This is a genomic window from Gelidibacter gilvus, assembly GCF_004115975.1.
In the GTDB taxonomy this organism is placed as follows: Bacteria; Bacteroidota; Bacteroidia; order Flavobacteriales; family Flavobacteriaceae; genus Gelidibacter; species Gelidibacter gilvus.
The window spans coordinates 272,801-292,504 of record NZ_SDDZ01000003.1 but is presented as its reverse complement, the minus strand read 5'-3'; the positions used below and the strand labels follow the sequence as shown (position 1 = coordinate 292,504).

At 37.2% G+C, this 19,704-nt stretch carries 9 protein-coding genes; 6 read left to right on the top strand and 3 right to left on the bottom strand.

Going from position 1 to position 19,704, the window contains the following annotated elements:
• Positions 1-37: 37 nt before the first annotated feature.
• Positions 38-1,099, bottom strand: a complete 1,062-nt coding sequence (locus tag ESZ48_RS07685) for a hypothetical protein (protein WP_129016749.1) — start codon at positions 1,097-1,099, stop codon at positions 38-40.
• Positions 1,100-1,198: 99 nt separating this feature from the next.
• Between ESZ48_RS07685 and ESZ48_RS07680 the strand changes: the two genes are divergently transcribed.
• From ESZ48_RS07680 to ESZ48_RS07660, 5 genes are all read left to right on the top strand, one after another.
• Positions 1,199-2,095: an ABC transporter ATP-binding protein gene (locus ESZ48_RS07680; protein ID WP_129016748.1), complete on the top strand. Its 897-nt coding sequence runs from the start codon at positions 1,199-1,201 to the stop codon at positions 2,093-2,095.
• 18 nt (positions 2,096-2,113) lie between these two features.
• Positions 2,114-2,938, top strand: a complete 825-nt coding sequence (locus ESZ48_RS07675) for an ABC transporter permease (protein ID WP_129016747.1) — start codon at positions 2,114-2,116, stop codon at positions 2,936-2,938.
• A gap of 241 nt (positions 2,939-3,179) precedes the next feature.
• Positions 3,180-5,621 carry a T9SS type B sorting domain-containing protein gene (locus ESZ48_RS07670; RefSeq protein ID WP_129016746.1) on the top strand — a complete coding sequence of 814 codons (2,442 nt, stop codon included), beginning with the start codon at positions 3,180-3,182 and terminating at the stop codon, positions 5,619-5,621.
• Between the two features lie 449 nt (positions 5,622-6,070).
• Positions 6,071-10,897, top strand: a complete 4,827-nt coding sequence (locus ESZ48_RS07665) for a T9SS type B sorting domain-containing protein (RefSeq protein ID WP_129016745.1) — start codon at positions 6,071-6,073, stop codon at positions 10,895-10,897.
• A 161-nt stretch (positions 10,898-11,058) separates the two neighbouring features.
• A complete protein-coding gene (locus ESZ48_RS07660) occupies positions 11,059-15,903 on the top strand; it encodes a T9SS type B sorting domain-containing protein (RefSeq protein WP_129016744.1) in 4,845 nt (1,614 codons plus the stop codon).
• 368 nt (positions 15,904-16,271) lie between these two features.
• Here the strand turns inward: ESZ48_RS07660 and ESZ48_RS07655 are convergent, their stop codons facing one another.
• Complete coding sequence (locus ESZ48_RS07655; RefSeq protein ID WP_129016743.1) at positions 16,272-16,805, bottom strand: lipid-binding SYLF domain-containing protein; 534 nt, start codon at positions 16,803-16,805, stop codon at positions 16,272-16,274.
• A 227-nt stretch (positions 16,806-17,032) separates the two neighbouring features.
• Here ESZ48_RS07655 and uvrB point away from each other — a divergent pair, with 227 nt between their 5' ends.
• Positions 17,033-19,036 (top strand): excinuclease ABC subunit UvrB, encoded by a 2,004-nt coding sequence (uvrB, locus tag ESZ48_RS07650; RefSeq protein WP_129016742.1) that lies wholly within the window; start codon positions 17,033-17,035, stop codon positions 19,034-19,036.
• 213 nt (positions 19,037-19,249) lie between these two features.
• Here uvrB and ESZ48_RS07645 read toward each other — a convergent pair whose 3' ends face one another.
• A complete protein-coding gene (locus ESZ48_RS07645) occupies positions 19,250-19,651 on the bottom strand; it encodes a TerB family tellurite resistance protein (RefSeq protein WP_129016741.1) in 402 nt (133 codons plus the stop codon).
• Positions 19,652-19,704 lie beyond the last annotated feature (53 nt).

Below are 19,704 nucleotides of genomic sequence, written 5' to 3'. Positions count from 1 at the left end.
TTAATGCTTAATTCTTGGTACTAAAAACTTACCTCCCTCACTTCAATTGCTTCATATTCACGTTTTCGTAGTTTCGTTGTACAAAATCTAAGGCATTCTTTACAATTTCGCCCATATTTTTGCTCCGCTTGAATTTTAAATCGCGGGTATACTCATAAATGGTCATTTTAAGAAGCTTGATATGTTCAGGTTTGGAAAGTGTATCCTCAATCATACAATCCAATAATTCCTTGATCCGCTCGTGATAACTAATCAGACGTTTGGCAATAATGGAGCGCTCTTCCAGCTTATATTGATCAATGGATTCTTTTTGGAACTTTTCCTGTACCAATTGTACCATAGCTAAATTCTCCTTGAAAAATTGCGGTCGGTAGACGTTGAACTTCCCTTCATAACTTTGCTGGTCAAAATCAATCGCCCTGATTTTATAGACAACGTGATCAAAATCATGCGTGGGCACAATCACATAATTATAAGAACGCATATCTCCCAAAAGCCTGATCATACACCGTTCATTGAACTTTACAAACTCTTTTGCTATCTGTGATTTTTCTGATGGCGTACAGTTAGGCAACATGTTTTTAATAAATTCATCTCCAGGAACTCCAGCAATATGTTCCTCAATCAAGGTGTCCTGAAAGACTAAAAAATTCAGGTTATATGGCGACAGCATATGCTCAAACTCTAATCCGTAGATTCTTGAAGCGTCCGCTTTTTTTACATAAAAATACGTGTAATTATCATTGAGAATATTCCTTACTTTAATTCGGAAAGGCTTAGAATTCCCAAACGTGCAATAATCAATCGCATCCACATTTAAAAAGGGTATGGTGCGCTCGTTTCCATCGGAATGCAAGATGGTATAAACCTTCTTCAAACTTAAATCTATTTCTTGGCGTTCAAATTCATTAAAATATACCCTAACCCAAAGGGTATCATTGTCATCTTTATCGTACAAAACGACCGAGCCCTGAAAGCGTAACAAATCATCATAAAAAATAGGCAACCTAATGTTTCTGTTGTATTCAGAAAGGTAGTTATGCAACTTTTCCGTTATGGGATAAGATGGCTTTCGTAAGTATATTTTAAGATCTTCCATAGTGGTAAACTTAACTCAAATGTAAAGTTAATATATTTACCGTTGTAACAAACTTATAGATCACTCGTCATACTTGTAGCTAATCAATCAGAAAATATCGTGGAAACTATTCTCACCATCAATAACCTCACTAAGAAATTTGGCTATCTCACTGCAGTGAAAGACCTATCCTTTACCATTAAAAAAGGAAATGTTTACGGGATTTTGGGTCCAAACGGAAGTGGCAAATCGACCACTTTAGGCATTGTCCTTAATGTGGTCAATAAAACTTCTGGCGATTTTAGTTGGTTTAATGGAGAAGTTTCAACTCACAATGCTTTAAAAAAGGTAGGTGCCATTATAGAAAATCCAAATTTCTATCCTTATATGACTGCGTATCAGAATTTGAAGTTGGTCTGTAAAATCAAAGGTGTAGATTATAGCAAAATTGATGAGAAACTTGGGATTGTTGGACTTTTAGAGCGAAAGGACAGTAAATTCAGTAACTATTCGCTAGGGATGAAACAACGACTGGCCATTGCCTCTGCGCTACTGAATGATCCTGAAATTCTAATTCTGGATGAACCTACCAACGGATTGGATCCACAGGGCATTCATCAAATCCGTACCTTAATCAAACAGATTGCGAGCGAAGGCACCACCATTTTGCTGGCATCACATCTTTTGGACGAAGTTGAAAAAGTGTGTTCGCATGTCGTTGTGCTACGGAAAGGTGAGAAATTGTATTCAGGCCGCGTGGATGAAATGATTTCTAGTAATGGATTTTTTGAACTAAAATCAGTTCAGCATGAAGCATTGGTTTCCTTGCTTCAAAATAATCCCGACTTTATAAGCGTAAAAGAAGAAGGCGAACTCATCACCGCTTTTCTAAAAAAACCAATGGACGCCTCAACATTCAATACCCTCATGTTTGAAAAAGGCATCACGCTTTCACATTTAGTTAAACGCAAGGAAAGTCTAGAAGAACAATTCCTGAAATTAACTAACAACATCTAATCAATCAAAACCAAACCTATGTTACGACTAGTCAATTTAGAACTACAAAAACTACTTTTAAATAGAGCAAGTAAAGTGCTGATATTTATCTCCTTTATTCTGCCTTTTACGGTTTTGATCCTTTCATCCATAAAAATTAATTTCTTTGGATTCTTTACTTTGGAATTGGGAGAACTTGGTATTTTCAACTTCCCGATCATTTGGCATATTACCACATTTTTCGCCTCCTATTTTAAACTGTTTTTTGCCATAGTGGTGGTGAGTATGATTGGCAATGAGTACAGCAACAAAACCATAAAACAAAACTTGATTGATGGTTTGAGCAAGAAAGAATTTATTCTATCTAAATTTTATACTATTGTTTTCTTTTCTTTTCTAGCGACCGTGCTCATTGGCGTGGGTTCATTTTTAATAGGGCTTTATTATTCAAGCTATACGGAAGCCTCAATTATCTTTAAAGAAACCGAGTTTCTATTGGCATACTTTTTAAAGCTTGTAGGCTTTTTTAGTTTGTGTCTGTTCTTTGGAATGTTGGTGAAACGCTCTGCATTTGCTTTGGCATTTCTCTTTATTCTCTACATTTTTGAATGGATAGTTTTTTGGATTGTAGCAGAGGCTTCAAATACAGATATGGCATGGAAAGTCAAGAATTTTTTACCATTGGAGTCCATGTACAAGTTGATCGATCAACCGTTTCAGCGCGTCCTCATGACCAAATATCCTGAAAAAATTGATATGGCCTATGATTATGCGGTACACTGGTATGAACTTGTTATCGTTTTGGGTTGGACGGCACTATTTGTGTTTTTATCGTATAGATTACTAAAACAGCGTGATTTATAATATATTTGAAATTATTGCCATCATTGATAAAACACTATTTTAGTGCAATGCTAAACACAGGTTATTCAGAAAAGAAAGTTTGACACCAATAGCTTTATTTTTTTTAGAATATTTGAATATCGTTTGTGATACTTATGTTATTTAGGAATGGACAATAAAAAAAGTTTGAAGATTTATGGCTTTCAGAAATCCTTGACTATAAATTTTTTAAAACGTTCCCTATTCTAAAGCTCTACAATTTTTGAAAACATTTACTAAAATTCTGTCTGTATTAAGTGTACTTTTTATCAATCATATTTCTTACGCACAAGAACCAACAGATTGTATTGACTCTGTAATTATCTGTGGAAACTCCACAGTTAATTTAAATGTTAACGGAGTTGGGGTTCAAGAACTAAACAATTCGAATACCTGTGGCAGCAGTGAACATAATAGTATTTGGCTACAAGTGACCTTAGTTACCGATGGCACTTTGGGATTTACACTACGACCAAACAGCAGCGCGATTCAAGAAGATTATGATTTTTTCGTTTTCGGTCCAAACGTACTTTGCAATAATATAGGACAAGCCATCCGATGCTCTACAACCAATCCAGCTTCGGCAGGATTGCCCAATAATTTAACGGGAATGAATGCCAGTTCAGTCGATACGTCGGAAGGCCCTGGTCCACACGGCGACAGTTTCGTTCGTTGGCTGGATGTTCAGGCTGGTGACACTTATTTCATAGTCATTGATAGACCAATCGGCAACAGTGGTTTTACTTTAGAATGGACTGGAACTGCTGAGTTTTCCCCGCCACCGGTCAGTCAAGAAAATGCATTAACCCCTCTGGATTTGGAGATGTGTGATACTGTAATACCTTATGAGGATGGTTTCACTAGCTTTAATCTTGAGGTCAATACACCAATAATAGCGGGCACACAAACTAATGTTTCCCTTAGTTATCACCTTACGGATAGTGATGCCAATATCGATATCAATCCGCTTTCGAGTCCTTACACTAACATCTCCAATCCGCAGGACATTTTTGTTAGGATTACGAACACTATTACTGGCTGTTTTGAGATTACCGATTTTTCTCTCTCTGTAAATTTAGGACCTGAATATGAACCACCTAGTCCTTTTTCACTTTGCGACTCTAATGGTGATGGCAACAACAATAATGGACACACTTTTTTCGATTTAAACTCCAAAAATAGTGAGATTTTGAAGGGTCAAGATCCATCTTCAATTAATATCAGCTATCACGAATCGAAAATTTCCGCCGAAATGGGAACTGCTGCTTTATCCAGCCCTTATTACAACCTCATTCCAAATAATCAGCAAATTTTTGTTAGAATCGAAGATGCACTGAGAACCAACTGCAGGACTATTTCAACTTTAAATCTTGTAGTCAATCCTCTGCCCGAAATCTTCGAGGCCACACTCGTACAATGCGATCTAGATGGCACTATAGATGGTTTTACTATTTTTAATTTGGAGCAGGCCAAAGAAGCTCTTACTGCTGGAAGTCTTAATAGAAGTCTTAGGTATTATCTTAACACTGACGATGCTGAAAATAACAACAACGAAATTAGCGGAAGTGCGTACAAGAATATTATGAATCCACAAGTCTTGTCGGTAAGAGTAACCGATGACTTAACTGGTTGTTACTCTATGACCAAATTGAATCTAGAGATCAGTACTACTACAGTAAACAATGCACAATTGGACGCTTGTGACAATGACAGTAGTGAAGATGGGCTTTATTCATTTAATCTTTCGGATGTAGATGGTACCGTTTTGAGCAGCTTGCCCCAAGGACTTGATTTGTTTTACTATGAAACCTATGAAGATGCACTTTTGGAAAACAATCCGCTACTGAATGAGTTCACGAATACAATTCCTTATTCACAAACAATTTATGCAAGGGTCGAGAAAAGTAATGCTTGTTATGGGATTAGTGAAGTTGAGCTGAGGGTATTTGAAATGCCAAACGTTGAATTGGAAGATGAGGCGATTTACTGTCTGAACAAATTCCCTGACAAAATCACCATCACTGGAGGAGTAATTAATGACCCTCCAAATAACTATACATACGCGTGGTCAACAGGTGAAAGCACTTCTGAAATTATGGTAGATAATCCAGGAAGTTATTCCGTTAGGATTTCCAACCCAAACGGCTGTTTTAAGGACAGAACGATTAAGGTCTTGGCTTCAAATATAGCTACAATAACCCAAATTGACATTACGGATGCAACACAAAACAATACAGTTAAGTTACTACTTAACGGCGAAGGAGACTATGAATATGCCCTTGATGACATTAATGGCCCTTATCAAAACAGTGCCACTTTTGAAAAGGTATTACCTGGTTTTCATTCTGTTTTTGTTAGAGATATCAATGGCTGCGGTATTACCGTAGAAAACATTTCAGTCATTGGATTCCCAAAATATTTCACGCCAAACAACGATGGCATCAATGACCGTTGGCAAGTATCTGGGATCGATGCCCAGTTCCAATCCAAGAGTACCATTTATATATTTGATCGAATGGGCAAATTACTCAACGAACTTCATCCTTTAAGCAATGGATGGGACGGAAACTTTCTTGGAAAACCAATGCCTACAAATGATTATTGGTTTTCAGTCACGTTGCAAGACGGCAGGGTTTTTAATGGTCATTTTAGCTTAAAGCGTTAATCGATGGCAGCTTAAATTAATTTTGATTCAACTTAAGAGCCGATAAAAATCATTTAACATATCCTGTGTAAAACAACTGGTAAAAACCCCTTTGGATTACCGTTAAACTTTTCACATTCCAAGAATCTCAGTTGCCAAATATTTGAAATGGCTAACGAAAATAGTGGAAACGTATTTCTTTCTTTTGTCTCTCACGTTTTTGCATTATTAAGAGTGACACCCTAAGATTTAATGAATAATATCGCTCCACCACGGTCGCCTAGCACTTCTTCATGTAAATTTTTAGTCATAGTTCTGCACATACAGACACGAAAGTTAATGTTTTATGCAATTCATCGTATATTTTTGCATTTTGTCTAATAATTGAATACTTTTGACTCAATGAAAGTGATGCAGAAGAACTCATCCCCTTAACTGAGTTTTTTTGAATAATCCTTAACCTACGAAGAATGAGAGCGTTCCAAATATCCCTCCTTGCTTTTGCATGCATTTTGTGTAACCAAGCATTCGGTCAACAAATATCCGTAAATAGCAAAGCCACCCCACAACAACTTATTGAAAATCATTTAATTCGTGGTTGTGTAGAGATTTCTGAGGTTGGCTCACCAGTCAACGGCTCCATTAACGGCTTTTCAAGTTATGGGTATTTTGAACGCGGCAATTCAAATTTTCCCTTTGAAAATGGCATTATCCTCTCCACAGGAAACGCCAATTCAGCAGGCAATAAATTGATTGAAAAGACTTTAAATGATGGCGATGAAAAATGGCTCTCAGATCCAGATCTAGAAAAAGCCTTAGGTATTTCCAATACTTTGAATGCTACCGTAATAGAATTCAATTTTTCATCCTTATCTAATCAAATCCAATTTAATTACCTCTTGGCCTCCGAAGAATATTATGGAAATTATCCCTGTGACTATTCCGATGGTTTTGCATTTTTAATAAAACGCGCTGGAACAAATGATCCTTATCAAAATATTGCGATCATTCCTGAAACCGATATTCCTGTAAACACCAATACTATCCACAATCAAATAGTTGGTTTTTGTCCTGCTTCAAATGAAGAGTATTTTGATGGTTACGGCATTGGAGACACCAATTATGATGGTCGAACGAAAGTCATGACGGCTACCGCAATTACAGTTCCCAACGTGGTTTATCACATTAAATTGATTATAGCAGATCAGACCGATTCAAATTATGATTCCGCTGTTTTTATTGAAGGAAATAGCTTTGCTGCAGTGGTTGATTTGGGAGAGGACATTACTACTTGCGCAGATCGTATGACCCTAGATGGTAATATTGACAATCCTGAAGGTGTGTATTCATGGTTTCTGAATGATGTGCTTTTACCTAGCGAAACACAATCTACTTTAACAGCCTATGAGTCGGGGACTTATACCGTAAAAATAGACATTCCATTAGGGGATGGCACTTGCACGATCGATGATAGCGTCGCCCTTGTTTTGAGCTCCACCCAAACGGCCTCAGATATCTCTGATTTTGCCATTTGTGATGACCTCACGGCAAGTGGCATTGGAGTATTTGACCTTAGCACTAAAAATAATGAGATTTTAAAGGCAGTTCCGAAATCGGAATATAGGATATCTTATCACTATACCAATAATGACGCCGTTGACAACAACAATGCCATTTCAGAGCCTGTAACCAACACTATTAATTCTCAACCTATCTTTGTAAGAATTGAAGATACAGTTAATGGCTGCATGGCCTATTCGTCATTTAACTTGGTGGTTCATCCACTTCCTAATATTGTCACCCCAACAGACCTGATTGCTTGTGATGACGTGATCCAAAATGGGTTGTCATCTATCTACCTTAATGAAAAAGATGACGAAATAACAAATGGACAGCCGAATTTAAAAGTAGAGTATTACCATACACAATCAGACGCAGATGAAGGTATTGACCCCATTGCATCTCCGTATACCAATCAATCTAGAAGAGAAACTATTTTTGTACGAGTATCTGATTTAGAGACAAAATGTGTCATCACTACAACTCTAAATATCATTGTTCTTGACAAACCGTTTTTAAATACCGGAAATCATTTTCTTGATGCTTGTGATCCAGAGCATGATGGGTTTTCACAATTTAATCTCACTGATATTACGCCAGATATTTTAAACGGATTGACAGGAGTTTCAATTACGTTTCACGAGATTTATGATGAAGCTCTGACCGGAACCAATCCAATTCCAGATCCTGTTGCATATACCAACACCACAAAAAACTTTCAAACAATATACATTAGAGTGGTCGATGATGAATCAGGCTGTGCTTCGGTGACCTCATTTGAAATCCACGCGAACCTGCTATTGACTGGAACAAACATTAAAGACTTCTCAATATGCGACGTTAAGGATGGAGAAATCCCTTCATTTGATTTGAACAACATTGCGGAAGTGATTATAAATGACCTTCCAGATGTGACGATTATATTCTACGAAACCTTTGAAGACCAAACCAATCAAACTAATGCGTTAAACCCTGCATTTCCTTACTTACCAACATCATTTCCGAAAACGCTTTATATCACTTTAAAAAGCAGTCAATGTACTGAAACTTCAGAAATACAATTGCTGCTGAATCCTTTTATAGATTTCCCGTCCATAGAGTCAGTGACTTATTGTGACACGGATCAAGATGGGATTACAGACATTGATCTGAGTTCATTCTCAGGTGCCGTTGCGAATGGAGAAGACGGCTATATTGTACGTTATTATGAAACTCAAGATGATGCCGATAAAAACATTAATGTGCTTCCTAATTTTTATACAAACACGTCAAACCCATTAAGACTTTACACGCGAACCACGTCTCGGGCTACAGGATGTTCAGATATTAAGAGTTTTAAAATCACAGTGCTCCCTGCACCAGAAACCCATACTCCAGAAGATATTATCATTTGTGATGATGACCAGGACGGTTTTACAATTATTGATTTAAGTACAACTATCAATGAATTGGTAGCAGAAAAAAACAACAGGAGTTTCTCCTTCCATGAATCATTTGAGGATGCAGAACACAACACTGAAGCAATATCGAACATCACCAATTACAGGGCCAGTACACAAACTTTATACGCCCGTGTAGAGAATCAATTAACAGGTTGCCATTCGATAGAACCGATTAAAATAATCGTCAACACGTTACCCGTCTTTACCGCTATTAGTGATTTCATCTATTGTGAAAATTCTAGTGATGGATTTGGAGAGTTTATATTTAAAACTAAGGATTCTGAAATTTTGAATGGACAGAACGGGAAGGTCACTTCCTATTATTTAAACCAAAATGATGCCGAAAATAGAACGAATGCAATAAACAAGACGAAAGTCTACAAGAATATTAGTAATCCGCAAAGGATTTTTGTAAGAGTGGAAAACACAACGGACATGAGTTGTTATGGAACGTCATCCTTCAATATAGAAGTGGGTACAAGCCCAGACTTCAATGTAGCTTCAGATTGGTTTGTCTGTGATGATATCTCAAATGATTCCATTGAGATATTTGATCTATCAGAAAAGATTACGGAAATCTCAGCAGGAATTAATGATAATTTGCATATCACCTTTTACACAAGTTACGCCAATGCCCAAAATACAGTGAATCCTATCAATACGAAATATGCAAACACAAAAAATCCGCAGAAAATTTATGCACGTATTGAAAACGGAAGTATTTGCGCATCAATTACCGACTTTAGCTTGGGAGTGATAAAAGCTCCTGATGCGAATCCGTCAAAACCAATAATTCAATGTGATACTGACTATGATGGCCAAATGACATTCAATTTAAAGCAATCTGAAATTGATATTTTGGAGGTGCGTCAGAACAATCTCGTGGTTGCCTATTATGAAACCCAAGACGATTTGGAAGCAGAAATCAACCCTATTGTAAGACCGGAATCTTACAAGAACATTTCAAACCAGCAAACGGTTTATGTACGACTTACCAATACCATTTCAGGATGTTATTTATCAATTCCGTTGGATTTAATTGTTAATCTGCCACCAAAGTTTAATCCTATTGAAACGATTTCAATTTGTGATAATGCAGCGCATGAATACGATTTATCTGAAGTTGACGATCTTCTTGTCGGGAATACTCCAAATATAAATATTACTTATCATAAAAATAAGAAAGATGCCTTGGATGCTGCTAATGCCCTGGATAAAAACTATCGCCATAAATATGCGGTAGAAAAAATCCATGTCAGAATAGAGAATATCCTTACCCAGTGTTTCACTACCCATCAGTTCACCATGAAAGTCGACCCATTACCTATTGCACATACCGCTTCAGATCTCGAACACTGTGATGATGACTTTGATGGATTATACTTGTTCGACCTTTCTCAACAGACTGCTACGATTCTCGGAGATCAGGATCCTGACACGTTTAGAGTTTCATATTACGAAACGGGAGAAGCGGCGCATGCGGGTTCAAATGCGCTGAGTACATTTTATGCTGCATCTGATGTACAAACCATTTATGTAAGAATTGAAAATAATGCAACAGGATGTTACAGTACTACAAACTTTCAAACTTATGTGCACCGCAGACCGATAGTAGAAATTCCGGACCAAGTCATCTGTTTGGACCGAGGGCCATTGCTGGTAAGCGCGAACACCAATATGGCAGATGACGTTTATTTGTGGTCCACCAATGAAACAACCCCAGAAATAGAAATAACTGAGATAGGTGTTTATTGGGTGAAAGTGTCTACTATTTTTGGTTGTGAAACAACTCAAGTTTTTAACGTTATAGAGTCGGAAGCCGCGACGATTGAATTTACGGAAACTATCGATTTCTCTGATCCCAATAATATTACAGTGACCATAAGAGGAATTGGAAATTATCTCTATGTTTTAAATGATAAAGAACCTCAAGAATCAAATGTGTTTGAGAACGTCCCTATCGGTCTTAATGTTGTTAAAATTATTGATTTGAACGGGTGTTCCGACGTAAAGAAAGAGGTCGTGGTTATTGACACGCCAAAGTTCATGACGCCAAATGATGATGGTTATTTTGATACTTGGCATATCACGGGTGTAGAAACCCTCCCCGGAACCGTTATTTACATCTACGATCGGTATGGCAAACAATTGGCTTATTTAACTTCCTCTTCAAAAGGTTGGGATGGAACTTACAATGGTCATAAAATGCCTTCCTCAGACTATTGGTTTGTTGCTGACGTAAAAAAAGACAATCTTAACTTTCAATTTAAAGGCCACTTTACTTTAAAACGTTAAATCAAAAAAGCTGTAATTTTAAAAATAGTATTTCAACTATAAAATGTTCATCTTATCATTAAAAACCCTCAATATCGAGGGTTTTTTTGGTACTTTTAATATTCGCAATTGATTGTTAACCATAACATTGTCAATCTATATCTATTTTAAGTGTCCAGTTAATGCTAAAGAAATCTTTTCTAACGACCATTGTTTTGATTGCATGCTGTTATATGCTCTCCGCCCAACAGATTGCTACAACCCATACGATGTCATTAGAAGGCTTAATACAAAACACATTAGGCCAGGGCTGTGTTGAGATTTCAAATATTTCATCTACCGTTAATGGATCTGTAAATAATTTGTCAAGTTTTGGGCGTTTTACTAAAGAAAAATCAAGTTTCCCGTTTCAAAACGGACTCATTCTAACGACTGGAAATGTGCTTTCTGCAGGAAATGCATTAAACACAAATAATGTCAGTGAAGGAAACACATCTTGGGGCACCGATCCTCACCTGGAGGCAGCATTGGGCATTACCAGAACCATGAACGCAACGTCCATAGAATTTGATTTCATCTCTGCAGCCAATCAAATTGCGTTCAATTATCTTCTGGCTTCAGAAGAATACTTAGGCGCCAATCCATGTATTTATTCTGACGGGTTTGCATTTCTAATTAAGGAAGCAGGCTCTCCAAATCCTTATACCAATATTGCCATAATTCCCGGCACTTCCACACCTGTAAACACCACAACCATACGTCCAGAGATTGTCGGACAATGTCCAGCTGAAAACCCATCGTATTTTCATGGATATAATGATGGAGACACAAATTATAATGGAAGAACGACAGTACTGACGGCAACGGCAACTATAAAACCAAATGTCGCCTATCACATTAAATTAGTTATTGCAGATCAAAAAGATCAATATTACGATTCTGCTGTTTTTATAGAAGGCAATAGTTTTAACGCCACAGTTAACTTGGGACCAGATATTGCCACTTGCGCGACTACAACCACTTTAAACGGCAGTATCGACAATCCCTTAGCAACTTATAAATGGTTTAAAAACGGTGCGTTGATAGCCGGGGCAACGAAAGCGACACTCAACGTCGATGAATCGGGAAGTTATAAGGTTCTTGTGAGTGTTAAACTCAATAATAAGACTTGCGACATTGAAGATACCATTGTCATTACTTTAAATACACAAAAAACCTTAGCTAACATTACGGATTATAAGTTGTGTGATGACCTTTCTAATAATGGCGTGGAAATTTTTGATCTAGCCTCAAAGAACAAGGACGTATTAAAATCGCTGCCGCCATCCAATTATAACATCTCTTATCATTCTACTGCTGTTGCAGCACAATCTGGAAGCAATCCCCTTTCCAATTCTTATCAAAACGTCGAAAACCCTCAAGAGCTATTCATCAGAATTGAAGATATAGATAATGGCTGCCTTACATTTTCTGGAGTCCGTTTAATTGTTAACCCGCTTACTCAAATCTTAGCTCCGGATCCTTTGATAGTTTGCAACACAGATGGTACTTCTGACGGTATTACTGAGATCGATCTTAGACAGATGGATTCTCAGCTCACAAACAATGACCCTAATCTTTATGTGAGTTACCATCTTAATGCAAGCGATGCCAATTCAGGAGATAATCCTTTAGCGTCTCCTTTTACAAATAGCAATCAAGCCCATACATTTTTCATAAGAATTTATAATGGAAAAACGGGATGTTTCAGCACGACATCATTGGATGTTTCAGTTTTTAATACGCCCAATGTGAACATTGAAAAACCATATATTAATGCCTGTGAAGATGGAAGCATTGGATTTGAAACCTTTGACTTAGCAAGTTTAATAGCTGATCTTCTGGATGGTATGACAGGTATTACAGAGAACTTCTATGAATCTGAGGACGATGCTGAAGCAGGAACCAATCCCATAGCCAACACCTCCAATTATCAAAATATAGAGCCCAATTTTCAAATTGTTTATTTAAAAGTCATAGACCGTATTACTGGCTGCTTCACTATATTTCCCATAGAATTACATACCAATATTACACATACAGGATTTATACTCGCCGATTTTAATGGTTGTGACGATCCCTCGCTGGACGGGATTGTGGATTTTGATTTACTCTCAGTAGAATCTCAACTTCTTAATGGTTATGAAGGTTTTGAGGTTTTTTTCTACGAAACTAAAACGGATCAAGAAAATGGCACTAATGCCATAAACAAGGAGATCCTTTACACGGTAGACTCCACTATTTTGAATCCTCATATTCTCTACGCAAAACTTTCTAACGATGATTGCAGTTACCTAGAAACCATCGGACTGAGAGTTAATCCGCCAGTAATAATACCGAATCTTGATCCTGTCCCCTATTGTGACACAGATCAGGATGGCATCGCCAATATCTTACTAGAAACCTTTGATGCTTACGTAAGCCAAGGTATAAATGGCGCTAATGTTGGATATTTTGAAACAGAAGAAGACGCTTTAAACAACGAAAACACTCTCGATTTACATATTTATAATGAAAGCAGTACACTGACAATTTATGCACGTGTGACCAACTCTATAACGACATGTTATGACATCACCCCTTTAACTATACAAATTGAATTACCTCCCGTTATTATCGGGGATGCTGAGATTGTAATATGTGATGATGATCTAGATGGTTACCATCTTGTCGATCTTGAAAGCAAAATTCCTGAGCTAGTTGCCGACACTAAAGGACTGACAATTTCATTTCATCCTGATTATAATTTGGCACTTAGTGGCGACGATCCCATTCTCAATCCAGAAAATTTCAATAGTCCTACACAATATATTGCTGTCCGCGTTGAAGATAATATAACAGGGTGCTTCAGCATTGGCAACCTTAATGTTTATATCAATACGCTACCTCAATTTATCCCTATCTCTAACTTCGAAAACTGTGAAGCAGCCGGTAATCCTATTGCCGATTTTTATTTTTATGAGAAAGATGAAGAAATATTAAATGGACAGACCGGAAAAGATGTGTTCTATTTTAGAACTCTTGAAGATGCAGAAAATCGAGTTAATATCATTGATAAATTCGCTCCTTATCCAAATATTTCAAGCCCACAAACTGTTTACGTTAGAGTTGAAGCCACAACAGATTCTGGATGTTACGGAACGTCTTCCTTTGTTTTGGAAGTTGGCTCGCTTCCGCCATTCAATGCTCCAGAAGATGAATTTATCTGTGATGATCTAAGTAACGACGGAATAGTCACTTTTGATTTAAACGAAAAAAAATCAGAAATATCAAAAGATATCAACGAACCGATAGCTATTACCTTTTATACCTCGGTTGATGATGCCAATGGCTCTACTAATCCTATCAGCGATTTAACAAACTATACGAACAGCGTTAATCCGCAACCCATTTTTGCACGTATTGAAAATGGCACCTATTGCTATTCACTTACTAAATTCTCTATAAACGTGGTTCAATTACCAGCGGTAACCACCCCATCTGATTTAATTGATTGTGATACGGACTCCGATGGTTCTATTATTTTTGATTTATCGGTGGTTGAAATTGAAGTTTTGGATATACGACAGGACAATATCATGATTACCTATCATGAATCTTTAGAAGGCGCAGAAGCAGATAGTCAGATTATTTCAAATCCTGAAACCTACAAAAACACTTCAAATCCGCAGACCGTATATATTAAAATCAACAATACTGTCTCTAACTGCTATGTCAATTTGCCCATCAATTTAAAAGTCAATCTACCTCCTGCCATTAATGATTTCAAAACTCATCGCATTTGTTCAAATTCTGATAATAGCTTTGATCTCAACATTATAAATGATGTCATAACACCAGAACCAAATATTAGTGTTTCCTATTATTCATCCCAAAGTGATGCCACATACAACGTATCTGCTTTAAACACAGAATATAACTACACCACAACAAACGATCGTATTTATGCACGATTGGAAAACTCAAAAACAGAGTGCATCTCCTTTTACGATTTCCATCTGGTCGTACTCCCTTTACCTTTGGCAAATACACCAGATGATTTGGAGGCTTGTGATGATGATTTTGATGGCCTTGTTGCTTTTGACCTTTCGGAAAAAAACCCAATGATACTTGGCGGTCAAAATCCAACAAACTATGCCGTGAGTTACCATCAAACCCAAAACACGGCAAACTCAGGCTCAAATCCGTTAGAAAACCGATATGCAGCTACGGATGGGCAAATTATTTACGCAAGGGTCACCAATATCGCTACAGGCTGTTTTAGTACCACTCAATTTTCAGCCATTGTTCATCCCAGACCCATTATGACCATTACTGATCAAGTGCTTTGTATTGATGATTTGCCATTGGTTGTCAATGCCGACACCACTAATCCTACAGATACGTATTTATGGTCCACTGGTGAGACAACTCCTGAAATCGAAATTACAACCACAGGTGCTTATACTATAATAGTGACGAGCAGTTTTGGATGTCAGACAGTTCAAGAATTTCAGGTCACTCCATCTGAATCTGCAACCATTGATGCCACAGAAACCGTTGATTTTTCAGACCCAAACAATATCACCATCACCATTAGCGGGATTGGAAACTATCTTTATATTTTAGATGATGGTCCACCTCAGCAATCCAATATATTTGAAAGAGTTACATTGGGCTACCATAACATTACCATTATCGATTTGAACGGATGTGCCAAAACCACAAAAGAAGTCGTCGTGATTGATGCCCCAAAATTTGTAACACCAAACAATGACGGCTATTTTGACACGTGGCATATTAGCGGTATCGAAACCTTACCAGGAAGTGTGATTAATATTTTTGACAGATATGGTAAACTACTCACCACTTTGGCTTCAAGTTCCCAAGGATGGGATGGCACCTATAATGGACATATCATGCCCTCATCAGATTATTGGTTCGTTGGAAAAATCAAAAAAAATGACAATACATTTGAAGTGAAAGGACATTTTGCTTTGAAGCTTTAATATTAAGAAGAACCGATTTAAGGAATTTTTGGCGGAAATTTTTACTGGCAAACGATTATAGATTTGAAGTCACACTTACTGATGCTACAGTGGTATAATTTCAATTGACAATTAAATCCAAAAAAGACTTTGTTATTTATAACAAAGATTAATAAATATACTATAATTACTTAATTTCCAATAGATCAATTTCATATCATGCGAATCTGTTTCGTGAAATGCTACAATTAACACACACTGTATTTTAAATTATCGAGTGTACCAATCCACATCAGCCTAAACTATAATCCATGAAAAAACGTCCATGAAAAATTTCTCATGGACGTTCCTATTCTTTTAAATGATTCTTTTTAAATCATCAAATAACTTTAGTAAAATGCGTTATAACTAAATTTCTGACCACCCACCGAAGCACTCGCCATAAGTCCAGCTTTTGGAAGCGCAAAGGTAGCAACACCCTCATTATATTGGGTAGCTACCGCAACTCCAGACTCTACGGCAACCGCAGTGGCTTCTGCTGAAAACTTGAAGTTTCCTTCTTTAAATCGAGCTAAATCGACCGCAGTCTCAAAAAATATGACTTCAATGATGGCCTGACCTCCTGCTTGAAGACCAATATTTAATTGTTTTAAATCTGCCATTCCAACGGCAACACCATTTTCATAAACCACTCCATTTCCAGAAGCACCGCCTACTATAAATCCGCCTTTTCCAACATTTGGAAATAAAACGTATCCAGCGGCCTTTTCAAAATATTTGGTAAGACCAGCATCCGCTTTAATAAGCGCCTTTTTCGCATCCTTAGCATCAGATATTATTTTTTTATCTTTTTTGGTTTGTGAAAAAGCGCTGAAAGCTATCAGCATACAAATAACGAAAGTAAATTGTTTCAAATTTTTCATGAGTTCTAATAATTATGGATTAAGTAATCTTGACTTTTATTATCAATAGTTCATTGAGAAGAACCATCTCAATTAAGGTTTAGCAAAAATACCCTAAAAATAATTTTAAATTTAATCCTAACGCAGTATTTATTAACTCGAATACACTATAACTCAATACTAAAGGACGGAGATATCTAAATAAGAATATCAGTTATTCTTCAATAAACTTTGGTTAAATTTGTAATATGAAATTCAAGATCAAATCGGAATTCAAACCTACTGGAGATCAGCCTCAAGCAATAAAACTACTTTCCAAGGGGATTGAAAACCATGAAAAATATCAAACCTTATTAGGAGTAACAGGTTCTGGTAAGACTTTTACCGTGGCCAACGTCATTGAAGAAGTGCAACGCCCAACCTTAGTTTTGGCGCACAACAAAACCTTGGCGGCACAACTATACTCTGAGTTCAAACAGTTTTTTCCGGAAAACGCAGTGGAATACTTTGTGTCCTACTATGATTATTACCAACCGGAAGCTTATATCCCTGTTTCTGGGGTGTATATAGAAAAAGATCTCTCCATCAATGAAGAAATCGAAAAGATGCGATTGAGCACCACCTCTTCCCTACTGTCGGGCAGACGTGATGTAATTGTAGTAGCGTCCGTCTCCTGTTTATACGGAATTGGGAATCCTGTGGAATTTCAAAAAAACGTCATCACGCTTAAAAGAGACCAAGTCATTTCCAGAACAAAACTACTTCATCAATTGGTCCAAAGTCTATATTCAAGGACGGAAGCCGATTTCAATCATGGAAATTTCAGAATAAAAGGCGATACTGTCGATATTTTTCCTGGATATGCCGATTATGGTGTACGTGTCCATTTTTTTGGTGATGAAATTGAAGAAATAGAAGCCTTCAACATTCAAAATAATAAAGTCATCGAATTGTATGACCAGATCAACATCTATCCAGCAAATATGTTCGTAACGTCTCCTGAAGTACTTCAAGGTGCCATTAAGGAGATTCAGGATGATTTGGTCAAACAACATGATTATTTTAAGGAAATCGGTAAACATTTAGAAGCAAAACGCTTAAAAGAACGCACCGAATTTGATCTTGAAATGATTCGAGAATTAGGCTACTGTTCTGGAATTGAAAATTATTCACGCTATCTGGACGGACGTTTGCCTGGTACACGCCCGTTCTGTTTGTTAGACTATTTTCCAGAGGATTATTTGATGGTCATTGATGAAAGTCACGTGACAATCTCTCAAGTACATGCCATGTATGGCGGCGATAGAAGCCGAAAAGAAAATTTGGTAGAATATGGTTTTAGACTTCCGGCAGCTATGGACAACAGACCTTTAAAGTTTGAAGAGTTTGAAGCCATGCAAAACCAAGTCATCTATGTAAGTGCTACTCCCGCCGATTATGAATTGCAAAAAAGTGATGGGGTCTTTGTAGAACAATTGATACGTCCGACAGGTTTATTGGATCCGATTATTGAGGTGCGCCCAAGTTTGAACCAAATTGACGACCTGATTGACGAAATCCATCAACGTGTAGAAAAAGACGAACGTATCTTGGTGACGACCTTAACCAAACGCATGGCTGAGGAATTAACGAAATATCTGGACAGAATCCAGATTAGAGTGCGTTATATACATAGCGATGTGGATACCTTGGAGCGGGTAGAAATTATGCAAGATTTACGTAAAGGTTTGTTTGATGTTTTGGTGGGTGTTAACTTATTACGTGAAGGATTGGATTTACCAGAAGTATCTTTGGTTGCCATTTTAGATGCCGACAAAGAAGGTTTTTTAAGGTCCAATCGTTCCTTAACGCAAACAGTGGGTAGAGCTGCGAGACATTTAAATGGAAAAGCGATTATGTATGCCGACCGAATCACCAATAGCATGCAGAAAACAATTGACGACACTGATTATAGACGGGAAAAGCAAATCGCCTATAATACCAAACATGGCATTACACCAACCGCACTTAACAAAAGCTTGGATAATGTATTGGCGAGAAACTCTGTAAGCACCTATAGTTATGAATTGGAGGCGATAAGAGCAGCAGAACCAGAAAGTGAGTACTTAACAAAAGATCAGCTTGAAAAAAGAATTCGAGAAACGCGAAAACTGATGGAACAAGCTGCCAAAGCTCTCGATTTTATTATAGCCGCACAATTAAGAGATGATATTAAAGCGTATCAAGGTAAATTGGAGAAGTTGAAGGTGTGAATGAGTTGTGAGTTGTGAGTTGTGAGTTGTGAGTTGTGAGTTGTGAGTTGTGAGTTGTGAGTTGTGAGTTGTGAGTTGTGGAAAATTAAAATATTCTGCGAACATCCGCAAAATCTGTTGTAAAATTTGAATAAAACTTCCTTCCACGATCTGATAGATGTCTACTGATAACTGTTTGCTGAATACTGCCGACTGAACACTGCTGAATGAACACTAATTATACTGTACTTTAAAAATATCGATTAGAAAATCTGGTGGAACGATCTTATTTGGGAAACTTTCCATTAAATCCAGAACGCGATTTATGGATTCATGGCTCAGCCCCATTCGCAATCCGAAATTATGCAATTTCACGAGTTCCTTGGTTGTAATGGTCTGACCAAGGTTCATCAACAATACCAATCTATGAAATTGGACTATACGTTCGCTATGCGATTTTAAATGCACATAATTCACCGGAAATTCAAACAAATAATTAAAGTCTTCTTTCGATATCTCCAATTGTTTGGCCACACCCAGGAGGAATTTATATTCTATGGTCTTTATGGAAGCATCAGTTTGGGCAAAAGCAATCATTTCTGAAAGGAGGCTTAGTTTTTCTACACGATTTATCATAACAGAGGAATCTTATTATTTCTTTTATAAAGTTAAAGAAAATTGAATTTTGA